Origin of the sequence: Paenibacillus sp. SORGH_AS_0306 (assembly GCF_030819345.1) — a bacterium.
GTDB classification, from domain to species: Bacteria; Bacillota; Bacilli; order Paenibacillales; family Paenibacillaceae; genus Saccharibacillus; species Saccharibacillus kyungheensis.
The window spans coordinates 1,803,225-1,827,001 of sequence record NZ_JAUTBP010000001.1; the positions used below are offsets into that span (position 1 = coordinate 1,803,225).

The window sequence follows — 23,777 nt, forward strand, 5'->3', positions numbered from 1 at the left end:
AATTGTTCGATATTTAAGATATAACGTTATAAGTGACGTTAGGTTGGAGGATACGATTATGTTTATTTTTGTGATTAGTGTAATCAGTTTGTTTGTACCCTTTTTATTTCTTACTACTTTAGCGATCAATGTTATTTTGAGAAATCCCAAACATTCTTTGCATCGATTAACGATGATGGTTATGTTTACATTAGGTTTAATATTTTTAAGCGATTTTCTTATGCATACCTTAGAATTTCAATACGGACAACTTACCTTTACTTTTCTAGGATATAATCTTTCATTTTTAGCGATGACATTGCTGATTTATTTTTTTGCTAATTTGAGTCACTTGCGTATTCCTAGATATATGGTTCATATTATGGCTTGTATTCCGTTAATAGGTATTCCTTTACTTAATGTGTATCCGTACCTTTTTAATATTACGATTACTCAAAGTAAATACTGGCGAGTGGAAGATCGTTCACTCTCGTTTGATTTGATGTTTATTGTTATTGCTCTTTATAGTCTAACTACCCTTATTACATTTGTCGCACTTACTTATCGCAAAATGAATGGCTCTTTAATGTATCAGCGTGAGAAGCGCATGATGGGTACCATTATGCGAGGAAGTATTCTAGCCGCATTATGGTTAGTGATCACTTTCGTAATTACTTCGATTTATAAAGAAACCCCCTATTTTCCAATTGCAAGTCTACCGGCTTATTCAGGTGTGATCTTAGCTGTAACATTGCATATTGCCATGCATAAATATAACTTTTTGGCAGCAGCAGAACGCCGCTATAAGCTTTTATTTACATTATCGAGTAGCGGGATTGCTCTGATGAATCGAAATGGAATTGCAGTGGAAGCTAATCCTGCTTTTCGCTTATTGGCGGCTGTCGATGAATCGGAAGGCGAGATTGATATTTTTGCTATGATTCAGCATGAAGATAAACATAATTACCGGGAACGGTTAAAAAAAGCATTTGAGAATCGTACGATATTGCAGAACTCTCAAGTACAAATACGTAATTTAACAGGGATGACCTATATTGTTGAAGTGAATAATGATTTTTTGGAGATTGATGGGGAACTGTATTGTTATCTATTAGTGCGTGATATTACAGCGCAACAATTGAATGAAGCCCAGTTGATCGAATTAGCTTACAATGATCCACTAACAGGACTGTCTAATCGCTTTCAATTTAATCGCAAATTATGGATGGCTGTCGATAAAGCAAATGAAGATGGCACTAAAGTGGTTGTGATGCAGATTGATTTGGATCATTTCAAATGGATTAATGATACGATGGGTCATTCTGCTGGAGATATTTTGTTACGACACGTCGCTCAGCTTTTACAAGAATATGTACCTCCTCATGCTGTTGTAGCTCGTATGGGTGGGGATGAGTTCTCTATTATGATTGAACTCGCTCCAGGAGAAGGTGAGCAGTTGGCGATCGATATTGCGAATCAGATTATACATGCTTTTGAACAACAGGTCGTTATCGTAGGCAAATATTATAGAGTTTCTTGTAGTATCGGTATTAGTATTTCTCCTGATGATGGGGAAGATTCGGAAACGTTACTGCGTCATGCAGATACAGCGATGTATGTAGCCAAACGTTCCGGTCGCAACCAATATCATATATTTACCAAACAGCTCAAAAGATTAGCTGAAAAGCATCTATTATTACAACAAGGTTTAGAAAATGCACTAAGTCTTGGAGAGTTCTCTCTTGTGTATCAACCTCAAGTCGATAGTCGTACTCAACAAGTATTTGGAGTAGAAGCGTTGTTACGATGGAGTTCACCTGATCTGGGGATTGTCTCACCTGTCGATTTTATTCCGATTGCAGAACAAAATGGAACGATTCGTCAAATTGGAGAATGGGTGATGAGAGAAGCTGCTTATCAAGCCGCCGCATGGATTCAAGCAGGGCATACAGATTTACAAATATCTGTTAATGTCTCCGCTAGTCAATTAAGCGATCCTAACTTTGCTAACAAAGTAGAGGCTATCCTTAAAGAAACCGGATTACCAGCTCATCTGTTATGTCTAGAGTTTACAGAAAGCGAAGCGATTCGAGAAGAAGAGCAAATCTTGAAAGTGTGCAAATCGATTGTAGATATGGGCGTCGTGTTGGCTGTCGATGATTTTGGTACAGGATATTCATCATTACGAACAATCACCCGTTTTCCATTCCAATTTATAAAAATCGATCGTTCATTGATCTATGATATCGGAACCAATCCACGAAATGTAGCAGTAGTTCGTTCAGTTATCGAATTAGCTCAGCAATTGAATATGAACGTGATTGCCGAAGGTGCAGAGATGGCAGAGCAAGTAGAAATGTTATCTCAACTAGGTTGTTTTCAAATTCAAGGATATTATTATGGCAAACCAATGAGAGCCAAAGATATCGAACGCAAGTTATATCGTGATTTGGAAGAAAATACACGTATTGATCAAGCTTTATAACGATAGAAAAGCAGTTCGCCTGTCATGAGGAAGAACTGCTTTTTGTTATATTCTGAAATACATAGATTATCGGATAACCAAAAGTTTTGATTTTTTGGAGTTGAACATATATGCTACGATTAGATTGAAATATAACATCTGAATCAAAGTAACGTATCATTATATTGAAAAAGGATGGATAAGGAGGAATACGGTTGACATTGCAGCAGCTACGGTATGCGATCGAAATTGCGAATTGCGGTTCGATGAATGAAGCAGCCAAACGTCTTTTTATTTCTCAACCGAGCCTTTCCAACGCGATTAAAGAACTTGAAAATGAGTTAGGCATTACTATCTTTGATCGTACCAATCGAGGAATTAGTATTTCTATCGATGGAATGGAGTTTCTCGGTTATGCGCGTCAGATCATTGAGCAGACAGAACTGATCGAAAACCGGTATCATGGTAAAAATCGTACACAAATTCATTTTTCGGTATCTACACAACATTATGCGTTTGTGGTAGATGCGTTTGTCAAATTGATGAAGCAAAGTGATGTAAATGAATACAGTTTTCATTTACGAGAAACACAGACGTATCCGATTATTGAAGATGTGCGTTCTCTGCGTAGTGATATCGGCATTTTGTATATTAATGAACGTAACTTCAAAGTGATGAATAAGCTTTTTAGTGATGGTAATCTGAAATTCACCCCTTTGTTTAACACGAGTCCACATATTCTGATTCATAGCAGACATCCATTAGCTAATCAAGAAACAGTGAAGATGGAGGACTTGCTTGGCTTTCCGTATATTACGTTTGAACAGGGAGTTAACAATTCATTACACTTTTCTGAAGAAATGCTCAGTATTCGAAGCAATGAAAAAAGTATTAAAGTAAGCGACCGCGCTACATTGTCTAATCTATTAATGGGTACAGATGGATATACGATCGGGACAGGTATTCTTGTGTCTGAACTTAATGGACATCAGTTAATCTCGATACCTGTTGAAACCAATGAAACAGTAACGATTGGCTGGATTGCTCATAAAGATCGACAACCTAGTGAAATAACAGCTCAATATATCGAATTACTTAATGATATGATTTCTCAGAACTTACTTGATCTGAACCAGTTCTTATTATGATTACACTTATACAGGAGGATTCTATGCTCAATCCAGTCATTGGTACCAAACGAAACAAGCCTCCTTTTCGCTATGATATTGTTGGAAGCTTTTTAAGACCGGACGATCTGAAAGATGCTCGTCTACAGTATGAACAAGGTGAAATGAATGCCGAGCAATTATCGGTTATCGAATATGCAGAAATTGCTCAATTGGTAGACAAGCAAAAAGCTTTGGGATTGCAAGTGATTACAGATGGAGAATTTCATCGTTCATGGTGGCATCTAGATTTCTTTCTCGGTATTCAAGGTACTCAGAAGATCTATCTCAATCAGGGGACAGGTGGACAAGATAGCAAAACACGCACAGAAAGTTTTCAAATTGTAGATAAAATCTCTTTTGCACATCATCCCATGTTAGCGCACTTTCGTGAATTGCAACAATTAGCAGGAGATCATATTGCCAAAATGACGATTCCTTCGCCGGCATTATTTCATTTTGTAGAGCATTATAACGGCAATGATGTGTATTCTGATCAAGAAGAGTTGTTTGCTGATATTATCAAAGTTTATCAACAAGCGATTCAAGCGTTTTATGATGCAGGTTGTCGTTATTTACAATTAGATGATACTACATGGGGAACACTGTGTAGTGGTAGACATCGGGTACACTTGCGTAGTCGAGGACTTGATCCAGATCAATTAGCCGAAGACTATGTACGCTTAATCAATGAAAGTATAGCTTATCGTCCAGATGATATGGTGATTGCACTTCATGTATGTCGGGGCAATCTGCGCTCAACATGGTTTGCTGCAGGTGGTTATGAACCGATTGCTGAGACTTTATTTGCTCAGGCACAAGTCGATGCTTTTTTTCTTGAATATGATAATGAACGTTCTGGAGGATTTGAGCCATTGCGCTTTATTCAAGATCAATTTGTAGTACTCGGCCTGGTCACGACCAAGCATGGAGGACTTGAAAGTAAAGAAATGCTCAAAACCAGAATAGCCGAAGCCGCGCAAGTAGTTAATCTTAACCAACTCTGTCTAAGCACCCAGTGTGGATTTGCTTCCACAGAGGAAGGTAATATGTTAACCGAAGAAGAACAATGGGATAAGATTCGCTTAGTGATTGAAACAGCTAATGAAGTATGGACACAGCCTAGTTCTTAATTTGAAGGGTAACGGAAGATTGTAGTGAAACTCAGCATGCTAAGATTTAGGCTCATATTAACATGACTATCAGTAGGGTAGAAATAAATAAAAAGGACTTGCTATCATAAATTGAGCAGGTCCTTTTTTGGTGTATCTATCACTTTTATTCATCTTCAATAATATAACCCTGTCCAAGTGACTTGCTCTCAAAACCAGCCATATGACGACCTTGATAACTTATAGGTTGATGACCGGCTATAATAATCATATTTTGCGTATCAGATGTTCCTTCAGCCGGAAGAGCAAAACATTCGATATACGTATACACTTCACACAATGTAGTGTATATCGCATTAATGATCCGATCATGATTAGCTTTACCAATCAGATTAATCATCAAATATCCTGTATCATGTAACTTGGTAGCGGTCATTTGAAAAAACGCTCTAGAGATTAAATGTTGAGGAGTGCCTGCTGTCGTAAAAGCGTCTAAAATAATATAATCATACTGGTGATCATTTTCAGCCGATAATAATACTCTTCCGTCTCCGATCTGGACATTATCCAGTGTGTAATGAAAATAAGTCTGACTTAGCTCAAGCACCAGCGGATCTATTTCAGCAATGCGAAATGACTTGGTCGGATAGTGACTCGCAATCGTTCCTATGCCATGCCCGATAACAAAGACATCTTGAAACTCTGAATTGTTAAGCTCCATTAGATGAATCATAGCACGCGGATACTCAAATAGAATCCGATCAGGATGCTGAAGATCAATCGCACCTTGTATGTCTTCATTAGCAAATTGAAGAATCCGAAAACATCCTTTTTCATTATAAAATTCATTAGTCTCATATACAGAAAGTTGATTTTCTTTTTGAAATAATAGTTGCAAGATAGTATGCTCCTTACTGAATTAAGTGATCAAATGTATGGCGGAAAAAGGATAAATAAACACTCTATAATCATAACAAATTGTGCAATATGGTTCATTATACATATAGTTGGTGAATCATAGAATAGAACAAGCTAACATTAAAAAATACATTTTTGGAGGTTACCATCATGGCTAAAATTGCTGTCGAAAAACCATTTGACGATATTAAAGAAGTATTGGAAGGAAAAGGTCATCAAGTTGATCTTGTAAATAGTGATCAAGAACTTAAAGGATACGATGTTGGTGTAGTTCGTGTCCAAAATGATGGCGATACAGGATTGTATGATTTCCCGATCGTTAGTGTAGAAGGTTCATCTATCGATGAAGTAGTTGCACAAGTAGAACGCTATCTCGAACTATCTAAATAAGCAATCAATAGATTTGATAACCAACTGATCCTTTATACAAAGGGTCAGTTTTTTTGTTCACTTTTGCTGCTTATTGACACGTACAATCGTTTGTCTTATATTGTTAACTAACATACTAAAACTATTATTTTTTCATAATATGCAAATAAATGGATATAGAAAATATCGAATTTTATTTAGGTATTATTAAGTTTACATCAAATGTTAAATCGCTTTAAGTTACCCATTTTACACAAAAAGACATTTACTTAACAGGCAAGTTATTTTATCTTTAATTATAGCGAATCTTTTGATGATATCTAATCGTTGTTTCGGCACGTTACATAAAATCAAAAGAAAATATGTAAAAAATTTCGTAGTGTACATAACAGTAGACGACCTGGGAGAGCTATGCCTTCGAGGGCGTTTTGGTCTCAAAATCAAGCCAATCAACCAACATAGACGGGAGGTAGCAGATGAATAAAAAAAACGTACTTATGTTTTCTGGTCAAGGTTCTCAATATTATCAAATGGGAAAAAAGTTATTTGATCAAGATCAGCAGTATCGTCAGATCATGCTTGATTTGGACAAAATAGTGATAGATATGATAGATATTTCTATTGTACATACGATTTACAATAATGAGTTTCGGAATAGTCCGCAATTCACACGTACGTTGCTAACTCATCCCGCTATTTTTATGGTTGAATATGCATTGGCACAAGTATTAATCACACGCGGTATCCAAGTCGATTATGTGTTAGGCAGTAGCCTGGGTGAATTTGCAGCGGCTACTATTGCAGGTGTATTCGATGCTCCTACCGCTCTTACATGTGTTATTCAGCAAGCAAAATGCTTTGAACAATATAGTTCGTCCGGGTCTATGTTAACTGTGTTATCTTCTGTTGCTATCTATGATCAACTACCACAAATACAATATTGTACACTGGTGTCCGTCAGCTATGATGGGCATTTTGTTATTTCTGGACCTGTAGAGAAATTAGCATCTATTCAGAACTATCTGGCTCAGCAATCGATTGCTTGTCAGCTATTACCTGTATCGTTTGCTTTTCATTCATCTGCGATTGATTCAGCAGAGCCATCTTATTTATCATTTTTAAAAACGATATCATTTCAAAAGCCAACATTGCCTTATTTGTCTTGTATGCAAGGAGGTCTCGTTACAGCGATTCAACCTGATCATTTCTGGCAAGTAGCAAGGCAACCTATTTTATTTCAACAAACTGTTCGAGAGAGTGAATCTTTAGGGTCACATCTGTATATCGACAGTAGCCCTGGTGGTACATTATCAGCTCTGGTCAAACGCAATCTAGATACTTATTCGTTATCGTCTACATCAAGCATACTAGCACCTGCTGGAGATGAGATGGTGAATATAGAGCGTCTGTGCAATCAAATAAATAGTGATGATGATTCAACACCTTATTCATCTGTACCGTCTCAATCACAAGGAGGAGAAAAGCTTATGAGAGCATATGTATTTCCAGGGCAGGGTTCACAATTTAAAGGTATGGGCAAAGAATATTTTGCTGAATTTCCAGATTTGGTTGCTCAAGCTGATCAAATTCTTGGTTATTCGATTGAAGAACTTTGTCTGAACGATCCTCAAAAACAAATCGGACATACCGCTTTTACTCAACCTGCACTATATGTCGTAAATGCACTGATGTATTACAACATGATCAAAAAGAATAACATTCCTGATTACGTGGCTGGACATAGTCTAGGCGAATTTAATGCGTTACTAGCAGCAGAGGTGTTTGATTTTGCAACAGGTCTAAAAATCGTACAATACCGGGGCGCACTTATGGGAGAAGCTAGCGGTGGCGCAATGGCAGCGATTGTCGGATTAGATCAGAGCAATATCGAACGAATTGTCAAAGAGCACAGATTCCATACTATCGATATAGCGAATCTCAATACTCCTTCACAGATTGTGATCTCTGGTCCTAAAGATGATCTGGTACAAGCACAAGCGATATTTGAACAACAGGGGGCTACGAACTATGTAATGCTCAAAGTCAGTGCAGCATTTCACTCTAGATATATGGCAAATGTACAGCAAAAATTTGCAGCGTATCTGGATCAATTTGATTTCAATATGCCTACTATTCCTGTTATTTCAAATGTATATGCTAGACCTTATCAATCCAACAATCTGCATGAATGTATGGTTCAACAAATCACTTCGTCAGTACAGTGGACAGATAGTATACGTTATCTGATGGGAAAAGAAGTAAACGAAATTATCCAAGTCGGCCCTGGAAAAGCAGTCACTAATATGGTGGCAGCGATTCAGCGGGATGCCAGCCCATTAATTGTAGAAGAAGATACGGTAGAACAACCAGACAAAGTACATGCATCAACAGCACCTCGTTATGATGCTTCTACACTGGGTTGTAATGAATTTAAAAAGGAATACAATCTTAAATTGGCTTATATTGCAGGGGGAATGTATGGCGGCATAGCGTCTGTATCTATGGTGAGTACATTGGCTAGCTACGGTTGCCTTGCTTTTCTAGGAACCGGTGGATTAACGATGGAACGGATTGAAGCAGACATTATTGCTATCCAGCAAACTCTTCAGCATAGAGAGTCATACGGGGTTAACTTTTTACATAATCAAGTTCAACCAGATATGGAACAACAATTGGTTGAACTTTTGTTAAAACATCAAGTGAATATTATAGAAGCCAAAGGATTTTTAACGATAACACCAGCGCTTGTGTATTATCGTGTATCTGGATTATCACTTGGTTCGAACAGTGAAATAAAAACAGCTCATCGCATTATTGCTAAATGCTCACGTCCAGAGATAGCGACTTTATTTATGAGCCCGCCGCCTCAACATATACTCGATCAATTGGTACAAAGCCGACATATTACAGCAGAACAAGCTCATTTAGCAAAACAGATCCCGATGGCAGATGATATCTGTGCAGAAGCAGATTCAGGGGGTTATACCGATAGTGCAGTCATGATGACGTTGTTGCCATCGTTGTTAAGCCTTCGAACAGCAATCATGAAGCAGTACTCCTATCGCCGAAAAATAAGAATAGGTGCTGCTGGAGGGATCGGTACACCTGAAGCAGCAGCGGCGGTGTTCGTGATGGGAGCCGACTTTATTTTGACAGGATCGATTAATCAATGCACGGTCGAAGCCGGAACCAGTGCGATGGTCAAAGAATTGCTTCAGCAGATCAATGTCCAGGATACCGAATATGCACCTGCTGGAGAAATGTTCGAATTGGGAGCTAAAGTGCAGGTGCTAAAAAAGGGATTGTATTTCCCGGCACGTGCAAACAAATTGTATGAATTATATCGCCAGTATAATGCCATTGAAGAGATAGATGAGAAGACGAAAACAAGGTTACAAGAACAATATTTCAAAAAGAGTTTTACCGATATTTATGCTGATGTTAAACAAACGTACAGTGCACAAGAGATTGAGCGTGCAGAGCGTAATCCAAAAGCCAAAATGGCGTTATTATTCAAATGGTATTTTACGTATTCTACCGAATTGGCATTACGTGGTGATCGGGACTCCAAAGTAGATTATCAAGTCTATTGCGGACCGGCATTAGGTGCTTTTAATCAGTGGGTACAAGGTACTCTGCTAGAGCACTGGCAACAAAGACATGTAGACCAAATCGCAGACAAGTTAATGAAAGAGACTGCCGATTTATTAAATCATCGCTTGCTTCATAGCTTTTAACTACAACTTATTCTAGCGCGAAGGAGCCAAATGAATGCAGATAAATACAGATGTATTGATTGTCGGTGGTGGAATAGCAGGTGTCTCATTAGCTCTGGCGATGGGCAAAAAAGGTCATGATGTGACTCTAGTAGAACGGGTAAAACAATTTAAGCCTATCCCTAAAGGAGATTTTCTACAGCCGGTGACGATAGAGTTGTTAAAAGGATTGGATGTTCTTCCGGAAATTCGTAAACACTGCGCGCTAGTCACCAAAGTTCATTATGGAACAGTAGGCGGAATACGCTGCTTTTCAGGAGATTACAGTACGATGGATATTCCTATTCAATACGCACTAAATGGAGATCATCATAAAATTCATGAAAGTATATTTAATGCAGCAATCGCGCTTCCTAATGTTCACTTCTATGCTGGAGTGAATGCTCAACAGCTATTATACGATAATGGAAAAGTCATCGGGCTAGAAGCAACAACCGATGGAGAACCAATGACTATTCATAGCAAAGTTGTAGTAGGATCAGATGGCATTAAGTCGAAGATTCGAGAACAGTTAGGGCTCAAACACCATTTATATCCTTACGAAGAGAAAAAAGCTAAAATGTTTGCTTTTACTTTTCATATGGACGAAGATCCACCAGCAGAAGCCAGTTTCTTTTTTGGAAGTGGCGTAAGCTGTGGAGTATTTCCATTGCCTAATAAGCGTACACGTGTATATCTCGCACTTCGTAAAGAGCTGTGGCAGAGTATCAAAGATGATGGGATTGATTCGTTACGCCAATTACTGCTATCGCTTTGTCCGCATCTTCAGCAAGAATTAACACAGATAAAAGATTTTAAACAAGTTCAGTCGATTCCGGCATTTTATCTAGATACAGATAAATGGGCGGTAGATGGAGCTGTTCTGTTGGGGGATGCTTGTCATGCATTAAGTCCTGCACTGGGGCAAGGAATGAATCTGGCGATTCAAGGTGCTATGGAGCTTAGTGAAACGTTGACTACAGCATTATCGACTGAAAATTATTCGGAGTCGATGTTGCGTTCTTATGAAAAGAAAAGACGTAAATATGTAAAATTAATTCAGCAAAATAGTACAGCCCACACGTTCTGCTGGTTTGTTAAAAATAGTTCGTTTATCAAATTACGCAATGCGGCTTTTCGCCGGATGGGTCGTTGTCCCAATCTTCTAGAAGCTCAAATGCTAACAACATCGGGATATAGTGATAAGTCACCATCGTTTTCCTATTTGCTTCGTTTTGCAGGTATTATGAAACCTTAATTTGACGGAGGTGAAGAGTAATGGAATCGAAAAGAGCCGATATTGCTATTGTAGGGATATCTTGTCGTTTTCCTGGTGCGAATGGGTATGAGGAATTTTGGAACAATCTCGAAGCAGGAGTCAATTCTATTCAAGAAATCCCCGCGGATCGTTGGAATATTCAAGACTATTACTCTGCCGATGTACTGGAAGCAGGCAAAACCAATAGTAAATGGTGTGGAGCGATCGATGATGTGTATGATTTTGATCATCGGTTTTTCAATATTTCGCCACGTGAGGCAAACAACATGGACCCTCAGCAACGATTATTGCTAGAGGAAACATGGCATTGTATTGAAGATTCAGGTATTTCATTGTCACTATTGCAACAACAAATCACTTCGGTCTATGCAGGTATTATGTCGGCTGATTATTTACAAGAGATCAGCAGTCTGGATCAGCAAGACATCGATAGTTACGCTTGTCTAGGTACATATGAAAGTCTGTTAACCAACCGAATATCATACATTTTGAATTTAAAAGGGATAAGTATGCCTATTAATGCAGCTTGTGCTTCATCACTGGTGGCTGTCCATGAAGCCAGACGTGCATTAATTCATGGTGATTGTGATTATGCTATCGCTTCGGCTGTGAATCTAAATCTTCATCCTATGAAATATGTTTCTTTTGCTCAATCTCGAATGCTTAGTTCAGATGGTCAATGCAAAACATTTGATCAACAAGCGAATGGGTATGTGCCTGGCGATGGGGTTGCAGTCCTTTTGTTACAACGACTAGATCAAGCGATAGCAGATGAGAATCATATCTATGGAGTGATTCGGGGATCGGCTGTAAATCATGTCGGGAAAAGCGTTTCTTTAACTGCTCCCAAAATGGAATCTCAACAACAAGTTATTCAAGCCGCTTATCAATCTGCTGGTGTAAAAGCATCGACTATCAATTATGTTGAAGCTCATGGTACTGGTACATCGCTAGGCGATCCGATAGAGATCGAAGCTTTAACTCAAGCTTTTCGTACAGATACTTCAGATAATGGATATTGTCAGATTGGTTCGGTCAAAACCAATATCGGACATCTGGAAAGTGCAGCTGGAATGGCTGGGATCATTAAAGTGTTAATGATGATGAAGCACCAAAAGATACCAGCTTCTCTAAATATCCAAACACTGAACCCGATGATCGATTTTGACTCTACTCCATTTCAAGTCACTACAAAATGTAGTGTATGGGAACGAATCGATACAGATCAACCTTTGCGAGCAGGAGTAAGTTCTTTTGGATTTGGCGGTGTTAATTCTCATATTTTGTTGGAAGAATATATACCTGTTCCTGTTCATGAGGTTGTAGAATCATCACTCCCTACACCTGTCACTCAATTCATTGTATTATCTGCCAAAACGATTCAAAGTCTTCAGCAATTGATTGACCATTGGAAAAACTGGATCGAGCATATCGAGGAAAAAGAGTATTCATTTCACGATATATGTAGAACACTTTTACATGGCAGAGAATCTTTTGCTTATCGAGTAGGCAGTATCGTATCTTCTATCAGTGATATCAAAAAATGGCTACAAACGGCTGCTTCTCATATTATCAAAGCAGATCAACCGTATTGGAGCTTGGATACAACATGCTTATCTTGGAGAGGTTATGCTGATATTCAATCAAGTTCTATCTATAGTTCTCTGTATAAGCAAAAACAAGAAGAAACGTTAAATATTCTTCGACAGATTACCCAAGATCCTAATCAAACTGAAGGTTATTATCAAGAAGTATGGCTTGATAAAGATATCGAATTATATACATTTATAAGCGGATACAGTTATGCATGTACGTTAATCGAATTAAGTACATTACCAGAACTCGTGACTGCATTTGGAAAAGGAACATGGATCGGTCTTGCTATTAGTAAGGTTTTACCTATTACAACGATTATGAATCTGTTACTTCATCAAGCAAATCAAGAAGAGATGGTGCTTAAGCGTCCTTCTATTCCTTTATATACAGGGAATCATACCTATATCGCACCTTTAGTATGGGATGCTGCATATGTTCAATATCTATCTAATCAATTATCAGAACTTGCGCAATATGAGCAGATATCACTTATTCAACAAGAACATATCAGCAAAGCTAAAACGTTATACAGTCATCAGTACACGTTTAGATCATTGCTAGAAGAATGGAATAAGATTATACAAGAAAAATATAAAATCGATATTATAAAATGGATGATTCAAGATAAACCAATGACATGTGATTATCCAATCGCTCCGATTAATATGATAATACTGTTAAGTATTGTGTATTCCTTACGCAAATTGAAACAAAAATGGAATTTATCCGAGCAATATACTTTTGATCATAAAGCTTGGCAAGAATGTATAGATTTATTAGATGATGAGATGCTTAGCAAGCAAGAAGCATTGGAACTTATTATGCATACTAATCTGGATGCTGAGCGTATAGCCCATTCATTGTCGCAACAACCAAATCAAATCAATAAGCAACATGATTATTCTATACTTTATGCGCATAATCATACGCTTATTGAAATAGATCATCCTTTTGACTGGTTGTCACACCTGTTGTATACAGAGGATGAGTCATCTGCATTGGGAGAAGAACTATTTGCAGATCACATGATAACTAACAAACAATGTGTTATCCATTTAAACGGTTCTTATACAGAACAGTTATTACAATTGTGGCTACATGGTATTGATATTCGCTGGGATGTATTTTACAAAAATCAATCTTACACCAAAGTGAGCTTACCTTTATATGCCTTTCAACGTACTACATTTCGACTGCAAGCCAATACCAAAACAAAGCAAAAATCGATACAAAATGAGATGACTTCACATCCGATGGTACAACAAAATCAATCGACAACAGATCGTATTGCTTTTCAATCTACATTTACAGGAGAAGAATTCTTTTTGTGGGATCATCGGGTACAAGGGGTTGCTGTGCTACCTGGTGTAGCTTACTTGGAAATGGCTGTTGTCGCCCTTCAAAAAGCGAGCGGGATGTTAACGAAAGTTCAAACTGGCTTTGTCTTGAACCATGTAACATGGACGCAACCTATCTATGTTACAGACCAAGCAATTGATGTACACATCTATCTGTATTCAGCAACACAGGAACAATTACGCTATGAGATTGCTGTAAAGCATCAGGATTCTAGTCTTTCTGTATGTGGTCATGGCATGGTTACGCTGAAGAACTATTCGGAATCTCAGCTATTCACTATTGATCCTGAAGAACTTCAGCAGTTATCTACACAACAACAATGGGATGCTACAACTTGCTATCACCAACTGGATCAATGGGGTCTGAATTATGGTGATAGTCATCAAGGTATTGATCATGTATGGATAGATAAGCAACAAGCCGTAGCCAAAATAAATCTGCCAGCGAAGATAGAAACTACGCTATCCGATTATATATTGCATCCGGCGATGCTCGACTCGGCATTACAAGTTGCTATTTTATTTACAATGTCTCAACAGGATACACATTTGAAAGGAAAACCTCAGTTACCTTTTGCTTTGGAAGAGTTAGAGTATATTCAAGCTTGTACGACGACAATGTGGGTATGTATTCGTTGGAGCGAAGGCAGTAGTGCTCAAGACAAAGTGCCAAAGTTAGATATAGATCTTTATAATGATTCGGGTCAATTATGTATACGCATATCAAAATATACAGCTAGAACATTAGAAGGACAATTATTAGAGTCATCCCGAGTACCAGCACTGACTGAATTACCTGAACAGGTAACAATGTTTGCACCGGTATGGGATACCTTATCAGTAGATGAAATTGTAAGCCTAGATCATACTGCAATAAACCAACAAAAAATGCTGGTGATAGGAAGTTCTGATATGCAGTGGACGGCTCTTTCTTCTAATTATCCGAACGCTATACGCTGGGAATGGAAAACAGATCAGAATATTGAGTCTATCTATCAGTCGTTACTTCTTTATGGTCAGATCGATCATATAGTATGGATAGCTTCTGATCTTCCATCAGATGTGACTCATAGTGAAGCGATTATATATGGACAAGAACAAGGTGTGATTCAGCTTTTTCGTCTAATCAAAAGTTTATTTCAACACCATGATGATCGTCATGTATTGGAATGGACGATAGTCACTATGAATACGCAACGGGTATCGCCTGCTGAACCTATTAAACCTATTCATAGTAGCATTTACGGCTTAATAGGTTCACTGGCTAAAGAAATAAAAAATTGGCATTTTCGTGTAGTTGATCTTGAAGAGACCGAGACGATAGACTGGCAACTTGTTTTTTCATTATTACCTCATCCTGATGGCGATGTGATTAGTTATCGTAGATCACAGTGGCATCAACAGCAACTTATTCCGGTACAGTATACAGCTATTCAACACACTGCTTATCGTAAAAATGGTGTGTATATAGTGATCGGTGGTGCAGGAGGGATCGGCGAAGTATGGAGCGAGTACATGATACGCCATTATCAAGCAAAGATCATTTGGATCGGTAGACGTGATATCAATGAACAGATTGAAGCCAGCTTACATCAATTAGCACAGTATGGCACAGCACCTGAATATATCAGTGCAGATGCCGCTGATCCAGATGATCTAGAAAGAGTCTATCAAGAAATCATCAAGCGTTATCCTCAGATTAACGGTGTTATCCATGCAGCAATTTCTTTATTAGACAATACACTGATGCAGATGGATGAAGAGCGGTTTCGCGGGGCGTTGACAGCCAAAGTGAATGTGTGTGCCAGTATAGAACACGTATTTCAAAAAACGAATCTTGATTTTGTGTTGTTTTTTTCTTCGATCAATGCATTTGCTAAGCCAGCAGGTCAAAGTAATTATGCAGCAGGATGTACGTTTAAAGATACCTTTGCGCAATATCTAGCCACTCGCTGGACATGTGCTGTCAAAGTCATGAATTGGGGATATTGGGGAAGTGTAGGCACAGTAGCATCAAGAAACTATCGTGAACGTATGCTCAAACAAGGAATTGGTTCGATCGAACCTCAAGAAGCGATGCAAGCATTAGAATGGTTGCTTGTTTCTCCATGTCAACAGATAGGGCTAATCAAACAAGTAGATGAACGCAATGTGTATCATATCAATGAAGAAGAACTAATGATTGTACAATGATCAGAAAAGGGAGATCTTTATGTCTGATAATGAACAACTACATGATCAACAGCAACAGTTAGATGAACTAAATCAATGGCTTGTTCAATTATTGTATGTGCAGATGCAAAAAATAGGCTATACAGCAGATATGCCTATAGCAGAGCTATTAGATTTACTTCCTAAAACAAATCAAATGTATATGAAATGGCTACAACAAACGGTAACTGTTTTTAATCAGAATTCGTTTCCTTTGCTACATGCTGATGAAGTATGGCACAACTGGACAGGACACAAAGAACAATGGTTAAAAGATGATAATATGCGTGCCAAAGTAATTTTAGCTGAAACAATGCTCTTGTCTTTACCTGATATTTTACATGGTGATAAGCCAGCAACTGACTTGATGTTTTCACATGCTTCAATGGATTTGGTAGAAGGAATCTACAAGCATAATAAGATAGCAGATCATTTTAATCATATGGTTGCAGATCAGGTCATTGCTCAGATTCAGAAAGTAAATCAGCAAAGCAATTCCAAATCATTGCGTATTTTGGAAATAGGAGCAGGCACAGGTGGAACAAGTGCGTTATTATTTTCCAGATTAGAACCGTATACAGCATATATAGAAGAGTATGCGTATACTGATATTTCCAAATCTTTTCTCAACCATGCTCGCAAACATTATGGAGTTCACTACGACTATTTAACATACCATCTTCTGAATATTGAAGAATCTATGCTGAATCAGCAGATTGATATAGGTGGTTACGATATAGTCTTAGCGACGAATGTATTGCACGCTACACGAGATATTCGTTTAACTTTACGTAATGCCAAAGCATTATTGAAAAAAGACGGTCAAATCATCATTAATGAAATTATCGAATATTCTTTGTTCAATCATGTCACTTTTGGTCTGCTTCAAGGATGGTGGTTGTATGAAGATCCCGTATTGCGTATTCCCGGTTGTCCGTTGCTGACTCCTAAGCAATGGAGCAATGTACTGGAACAAGAAGGATATCAGCAGATTACGTATCCAACGGTAGAGACTGAATTTCTAGGGCAACAGGTAATCACTGCTGTAAGTGATGGAATTATTCGTCAGAAAAAAGAGATTGCTATTCCTAAACATCATGATGCAGCAAAAATGATCCAACAACCTGCAATAACACAAGAAGTATCTAACAAAGTCACTGTGACATCAACAACACAACAATCCGAAGAGTTAGTAAAACAGAAAAGTATGGAGCACTTCAAAGTAGTCATTGGACAGATTTTGGAAGTGGAACCCGATAGTATAGATGTTAGTGAAGAACTTGAAATGTACGGTATGGATTCTATTTTAATTATTCAATTAACAGATGAACTGAATAAAGTCATGGAAGAGCATGTGAGTAGTGTGCTCTTTTTTGAATACTCTACTATAGCCTCGTTAGTGGAGTATTTTATTACCAATCGTTATCAAGCATTGATGAAGATGTTGGGAGAGAAAGTAGAGTCAGATCCCGAAGAAAGTACTGATCCTATAGAAACTGCAAATGTGCTAGAAGAGGTTATTCCTTATACTTCTACAGTGACCACAGAGTCAGTAGTTGAACCTGAAACTGAATCTATAACATCAACTGCATCAACAGATTCACGCCAACCAGATATCGCTATTATTGGACTAGCAGGTCGATATGCGCAAGCCGATGATATGGATGAATTCTGGAATCAACTACAACAAGGTAAAAGCGCTATTACCGAAATACCTACCGAGCGCTGGCAATGGCAAAATCATTACCGTTCTGAAAAAGGGCAAACTGGATTTTCTTATAGCAAGTGGGGAGGATTTATCAAAGGCATTGATACGTTTGATCCTTTATTTTTTTATATTTCTCCCAAAGAAGCAGAACAAATGGACCCGCAAGAACGACAATTTTTACAAATTGCTTATTCTTGTATTGAAGATGCCGGCTATATTCCGCAACAATTAAGTGATTCGCAAAAAGTAGGTGTATTTGTAGGTGTAATGAACGGAAATTATCCTACTGGATCATCTTACTGGTCTATAGCCAATCGAGTCTCATATAGTTTTAATTTTGTAGGACCTAGTCTGGCTGTGGATACAGCATGTTCATCATCGCTAACAGCTATTCATTTAGCATTAGATAGTTTGTACAGTGGCACCAGTGACTGTGCAATTGCTGGCGGGGTAAATCTGATTGTAGATCCTGTACACTATGCACGATTATGTGAAAAAAATATGCTTTCTCCTGGAGAACAATGTCGTTCCTTTGGCGAATCTGCTGATGGATTTGTAGACGGAGAAGGGGTAGGCGCTATCGTATTAAAGCCTCTTCAGCAAGCGATACAAGATGGGGATCATATCTATGGAGTGATTAAAGGCAGTATGATCAATGCAGGTGGCAAAACCAAAGGCTATACGGTTCCTAATCCAGCGCTTCAGTCGAAAGTGGTTGCTGATGCTATACAAACATCGGGTATAGATGCACGTATGATTAGTTATATTGAAGCTCATGGTACAGGGACAGCTTTAGGCGATCCTATCGAAATCGAAGGGTTAAGAAGAGCATTTGCACAGGATACTACAGATACGCAATTTTGTGCGATCGGTTCTATCAAGTCTAATATCGGTCATTGCGAAAGTGCAGCAGGGATAGCCGGATTAAGTAAAATCTTATTACAATTTCAACATCAGCAATTAGTACCATCGCTTCATTCTAATCGATTGAACCCTAATATTCAGTTTGAACAGACTCCTTTTCATGTTCAACAACAGTTAACAGCATGGAATAGACCACAAATTGAACAGGATGGTTATGAAGAAGAAATACCGAGAATAGCAGGTATTTCTTCTTTTGGTGCAGGCGGAGCCAATGCTCATCTGATTGTGGCAGAGTATATGCCTGCCTTTGTTCACCAGCAACTACATGATCAGCAAGATTACAACAGTCCTCCTGTAGCTATTGTATTGTCTGCTCGTACAGAAGAACGATTACAGGTAATTATGGAGCGGTTACTTCAATACTTAGAACGTTCGTCTATAAATGAAAAACAATTACCGGATATAGCTTATACTTTGCAGGTCGGGCGTGAAGCAATGGATTATCGTCTGGCTATTATCGTGTCATCTATAGACAAATTGAAGGATGAATTGAAGCAAAGTCTGCATTCTATCGACAAATCTACAAACATGTATAAAGGCGACACATCAAATAGCAAGCAAATCCAAGCGCAATGGTCGGACGAAGATATGCAAGCTACGATCACAACATGGATTCGCAAAAGAAAATATCCTCAATTGTTAGAACTATGGGTGCAAGGTATAGATATCCATTGGTCGTTAGCTTATAACGAGAATGATGTATTACCACAGCGAATGTCTTTACCTGTTTATCCATTTGCCAAAGAAAAATATTGGTATACGCCAGCAACAATACAATCTGATATGGATGTATCAGTACAATCTCAAGTTGCTTCGATAGCTGACTATATTCATCCTTTATTACACCGTAATCATTCAAGATTACAAGAACAAACATTTACTTCTATATTTAATGGAACAGAATTTTTCTTAGAACATCATCAAGTACAAGGTGTACCGATATTACCAGGAGCTGCTCATTTGGAAATGGCTTTGCAAGCGATCAGACATTCTATGCCATTATCAAAGGGATTAGATACAGAGATACCTGTGCCTTTTGCATTAACTCATATCGTGTGGGCGAATCCTGTGTCTATTGAACATGCTTCTAAATCAGTGCATATTCATCTGCAATTAGAACATGCACAAGACATGAGTTATGAGATTTATAGTGAACAAGATCATCAAGAACCGCTGTTATGTAGTCAGGGTAGAGCAACATTCGATATCGCATTACACAAACAAGTGCTAGATATTCAGTCTATTCAACAAGCTTGTCAGTTAAAAAAATGGTCTGCTGCTGAATGTTATAAAGCTTTTGCAGCGATGGGATTATCTTATGGTGTAGCTCATCAGACGATACAATATGTGTCTGTAGGTACCGATCAATTGATCGCCAAATTATCGTTGCCAGATGTATTTGAATCTACTATTCAACCGTATATTCTTCATCCTGCATTGCTTGATGGGGCATTACAAGCTTCTATAGGATTAACGACTGGGTTTGATGGATCTATCACCTCACCATCGCTTCCTTTTGCTCTGCAAAGGCTTGACGTGTTAGGGGATTGTGATACAGAGATGTGGGCACATATTCAATATAGTGCAGGTAGTCATTCTAATGATTCTATGCCTAGGTTAGATATTGATATTTGTAATCGACAAGGAATGGTATGTATACGATTAAAAGAATTTGTGACACGTCGTATGCAATCTCATCATGCTCCAATTCAGCCTGCTGATGCTATAGATACTTTGGCTACAAGAAATACAGAAACAATGATGTTTACTCCAGTGTGGGAGCTAATGGATAGTATTCCTACAACCAATGTGTCTGAATCGATAGAAACAATCGTGTACATTAATACTGAATATAATGTGCCAGAAATCTGGTCAGACTTTATGCCCAATATGAATATAGTCAATATAGATGCGGGTCAATCGATCGATCAGATAACCGATCGTTTATCGATATTCAGCGAAATAGATCATGTGATCTGGTCTGCTTCACCTGAATCGATATCAGATGCACAGGAGCAACAAAGTATTGCTTCTCAACAAAAAGAAATTCTTTTATTTTTTCGGTTTGTCAAAAGTTTGTTAGCACTTGGTTATGGAAGCCGGTCGCTACATCTAACAGTCATTACTTATCAAGCACAACAGCTTGATCCATTTGACAGTATATATCCAGCACAAGCTGCATTACATGGATATATTGGATCACTTGCCAAAGAGTATAGTCACTGGCAGATTCGCCTTGTGGATATAGAAAACGAAGCACATATTCCAGTTGCAGATATAGTATCAATTGCCCCTGATCCACAAGGGAACGCTTATCTATTTCGTGATCAAGAATGGTATCATCAACAATTACTTGCTGTTGAATATGAGCAAAACCAGACATCTACGCTCTATCGTCAAGGCGGAGTATATGTCATCATCGGTGGAGCGGGCGGAATAGGCGAAGTATGGAGCGAATATATGATTCGTACGTACAAGGCAAATATTGTATGGATAGGTCGAAAAGAACAAAATCCACAGATTCAAGCTCAGCTAGATCGCTTGGCTCGATTAGGCAGACCACCAGTATACATTTCAGCAGACGCTACCGATCTGAACCAATTGCAACGTGCATATCAACAGATCAAGCAACACTATGATCATATTGATGGAGTGATTCATTCTGCACTAGTCTTGTCTGATCGTAGTCTAGCCAATATGGATGAACACCAATTTTGCACAGGGCTTGCACCTAAATTAAATATTAGTGTGAATATGGCACAGGTATTTACTCAAGAATCTTTAGATTTTATTGTATTCTTTTCTTCTTTGAATTCATTTATGAAATTACCAGGACAAAGTAATTATGTTGCTGGTTGCACGTATATTGATGCGTTTGCCCGCCAATTATCACAGTCTTGTTCATGTGCAGTCAAAGTGATGAACTGGGGCTATTGGGGAAATGTTGGATCGGTTGTATCTCCAGAAGTACAGCAAAGTATGGCAAGTAAAGGCATTGGATCTATTGAGCCACCAGAAGCCAATCAAGCGCTTGAGTTGCTTTTGACCAATACGTTAGATCAACTTGTAATGATTGAGACGATAGGACAACCAGAGTTGCCATTATGGAACAACAACAAAACGATTATGGTATATCAATAATCGTTTTGTTTGGGTTGCAATAAAAAGGAGTGCTCAGACATGAAAAACTTCAAGATGATGGAATCAGCGAATCAACAAATGGAAGCTGTCAATGAGCTTTTAATCCAATTATTATGGTGTCAATTGCATGCTGTAGGTTGCTTGGATAAAGATTTTGTCTGGAAAAAAGGAATACTATCGTTTTATCCTAAATGGTTAGTCGAAAGTATCGCTATGCTTCAAGCGCAAGTTCAATTTTTACCTGTTGATACCGATCGTTTAATCGATACGAACTTATATAAACAGATGGTCAATACCTATTGGGAGAAATGGGATCAACAGCTGACAAGCTGGTTACAAAATCCTGATCTTCAAGCGCAAGTGAAGCTAGTAGATCGCATGTTACGCAGTTTGCCTTCGATTTTACATGGAGAAAAACTAGCTACAGAAATTATGTTTCCTGAATCATCTATGCATCTGGTAGAAGGGATCTACAAATATCATTCGACTGCGGATTATTTTAATACTGTACTGGCAGAGTCTGTGTCTACCTATGTTGAGAAATGTGCACAAGCTGGCAAAAAAGTACGCATTTTAGAAATCGGGGCAGGTACAGGCGGAACAAGTGAAGTGGTGTTTGAACATTTAAAAGTATGGGAACATCATATCCAAGAATATGTTTACAGTGATATTTCAAAAGCATTTTTGATGCATGCAGAACAAAAATATGGCCCATCTGTTCCTTATTTGAACTATCAAATTATTGATTTGAAAAAGTCATTTGCTAGTCAGGATGTAGATCTAGGCGCATATGATCTTATTATTGCGAGCAATGTTCTGCATACGACAAAAAATATCCGTCATACGTTACAAACTGTGAAAACAGCGCTTAAGAAAAATGGCATGTTACTTGTGAATGAAATCACAGATAAATCGTTAATCAATCATCTCACATTTGGATTACTGGAAGGTTGGTGGGCTTATGAAGATGAAGCTTTGCGTATTAGCGGTTCACCTGCATTATCCACGGATTCCTGGAAAAAAATATTAAAACGCGAAGGTTTTCATTCGATTACATATCCTGCCTCAGAAGCTCTTATGTTCAAGCAACAGGTGATTGCTTCTCAAAGCGATGGAATTGTTATTCATGCTAAACATACAATACCAGAGGTGGATGTACCTCTAACTCCACCACCACAACATACGCCAACACAACAATCTGGAGAACATGCTGATATTAACGCTGTAACCGATCAGTCTGTATACGATTTCGTTAGTGATATCGTGCGTGGAAGTATAGCAGAAGATCTCAAAATAAGTACTGATCGCATCCAGAATAATAGTAGTTTTGCTGAATATGGTGTTGATTCTATTATTGCTGTGCATTTGGTGAATGTAATCAATAAGCGAGGACAATTATCTCTACAGACTACGGTATTATTTGACTATAACAATGTTGATTTGTTAGTAGAGTATTTGCTAGAAGAATATTCGGCTCATTTCAAACAAATGCTTCAGACTATAAAAGAATCGTCTGAAGAGAATAAACAGGTACCAACGATTGAAAAGAATACAACACCTCAAAAATTGGATACGTCTATCGAAACGTTAAAAGATTCCAATACCGATCATTTTTCGTCTGAACATCATACATTTTCAGACAATTATACCAAAGCTCAGAATGTTTCTGCTTCATCTTTTTATCAAGTTGTACTTCACCGACCGTCCGATATCCAAGAATTATCTATTCAAGCACAGGAAGTACCAGCACTTAAAGAAGATGAAGTTCGTATCGCTGTACGCGCGCGTTTTCTTTAA

Annotated in this window: 10 protein-coding genes; 9 read left to right on the top strand and 1 reads right to left on the bottom strand. The window is 38.2% G+C overall.

Going from position 1 to position 23,777, the window contains the following annotated elements:
• Nucleotides 1–58 precede the first annotated feature (58 nt).
• The 3 genes from QE450_RS07905 (at nt 59) to QE450_RS07915 (ending at nt 4,742) form a co-directional block, all read left to right on the top strand.
• Nucleotides 59–2,464: a putative bifunctional diguanylate cyclase/phosphodiesterase gene (locus QE450_RS07905; RefSeq protein WP_307298310.1), complete on the top strand. Its 2,406-nt coding sequence runs from the start codon at nt 59–61 to the stop codon at nt 2,462–2,464.
• A 194-nt stretch (nt 2,465–2,658) separates the two neighbouring features.
• Complete coding sequence (locus tag QE450_RS07910; protein WP_307298311.1) at nt 2,659–3,591, top strand: LysR family transcriptional regulator; 933 nt, start codon at nt 2,659–2,661, stop codon at nt 3,589–3,591.
• A gap of 23 nt (nt 3,592–3,614) precedes the next feature.
• Nucleotides 3,615–4,742 carry a 5-methyltetrahydropteroyltriglutamate--homocysteine S-methyltransferase gene (locus tag QE450_RS07915; RefSeq protein ID WP_307298313.1) on the top strand — a complete coding sequence of 376 codons (1,128 nt, stop codon included), beginning with the start codon at nt 3,615–3,617 and terminating at the stop codon, nt 4,740–4,742.
• Between the two features lie 145 nt (nt 4,743–4,887).
• Here QE450_RS07915 and QE450_RS07920 read toward each other — a convergent pair whose 3' ends face one another.
• The gene (locus QE450_RS07920; protein WP_307298314.1) at nt 4,888–5,619 is read right to left on the bottom strand and encodes a spermidine synthase; all 732 of its coding nucleotides are present in this window, start codon (nt 5,617–5,619) and stop codon (nt 4,888–4,890) included.
• A gap of 170 nt (nt 5,620–5,789) precedes the next feature.
• Here QE450_RS07920 and QE450_RS07925 point away from each other — a divergent pair, with 170 nt between their 5' ends.
• From QE450_RS07925 to QE450_RS07950, 6 genes are all read left to right on the top strand, one after another.
• Nucleotides 5,790–6,029, top strand: coding sequence for a YkuS family protein (locus tag QE450_RS07925; protein WP_273616142.1), 240 nt, complete (start codon nt 5,790–5,792; stop codon nt 6,027–6,029).
• Nucleotides 6,030–6,484: 455 nt separating this feature from the next.
• Complete coding sequence (gene fabD / locus QE450_RS07930) at nt 6,485–9,745, top strand: ACP S-malonyltransferase (protein WP_307298316.1); 3,261 nt, start codon at nt 6,485–6,487, stop codon at nt 9,743–9,745.
• A gap of 34 nt (nt 9,746–9,779) precedes the next feature.
• Nucleotides 9,780–11,021, top strand: a complete 1,242-nt coding sequence (locus QE450_RS07935) for an FAD-dependent oxidoreductase (RefSeq protein ID WP_307298318.1) — start codon at nt 9,780–9,782, stop codon at nt 11,019–11,021.
• Nucleotides 11,022–11,041: 20 nt separating this feature from the next.
• Nucleotides 11,042–16,189 (top strand): SDR family NAD(P)-dependent oxidoreductase, encoded by a 5,148-nt coding sequence (locus QE450_RS07940; protein ID WP_307298320.1) that lies wholly within the window; start codon nt 11,042–11,044, stop codon nt 16,187–16,189.
• A 19-nt stretch (nt 16,190–16,208) separates the two neighbouring features.
• Nucleotides 16,209–21,980: a type I polyketide synthase gene (locus tag QE450_RS07945; protein WP_307298321.1), complete on the top strand. Its 5,772-nt coding sequence runs from the start codon at nt 16,209–16,211 to the stop codon at nt 21,978–21,980.
• A gap of 39 nt (nt 21,981–22,019) precedes the next feature.
• Nucleotides 22,020–23,777, top strand: coding sequence for a methyltransferase (locus tag QE450_RS07950; protein ID WP_307298322.1), 1,758 nt, complete (start codon nt 22,020–22,022; stop codon nt 23,775–23,777).

What these genes read in the sequence shown, in the direction of transcription:
- QE450_RS07915 (WP_307298313.1), top strand. Translation starts at nt 3,615, where the DNA reads ATGCTCAATCCAGTCATTGGTACCAAACGAAACAAGCCTCCTTTTCGC.
- QE450_RS07925 (WP_273616142.1), top strand. Translation starts at nt 5,790, where the DNA reads ATGGCTAAAATTGCTGTCGAAAAACCATTTGACGATATTAAAGAAGTA.
- QE450_RS07905 (WP_307298310.1), top strand. Translation starts at nt 59, where the DNA reads ATGTTTATTTTTGTGATTAGTGTAATCAGTTTGTTTGTACCCTTTTTA.
- fabD (WP_307298316.1), top strand. Translation starts at nt 6,485, where the DNA reads ATGAATAAAAAAAACGTACTTATGTTTTCTGGTCAAGGTTCTCAATAT.
- QE450_RS07935 (WP_307298318.1), top strand. Translation starts at nt 9,780, where the DNA reads ATGCAGATAAATACAGATGTATTGATTGTCGGTGGTGGAATAGCAGGT.
- QE450_RS07940 (WP_307298320.1), top strand. Translation starts at nt 11,042, where the DNA reads ATGGAATCGAAAAGAGCCGATATTGCTATTGTAGGGATATCTTGTCGT.
- QE450_RS07950 (WP_307298322.1), top strand. Translation starts at nt 22,020, where the DNA reads ATGAAAAACTTCAAGATGATGGAATCAGCGAATCAACAAATGGAAGCT.
- QE450_RS07945 (WP_307298321.1), top strand. Translation starts at nt 16,209, where the DNA reads ATGTCTGATAATGAACAACTACATGATCAACAGCAACAGTTAGATGAA.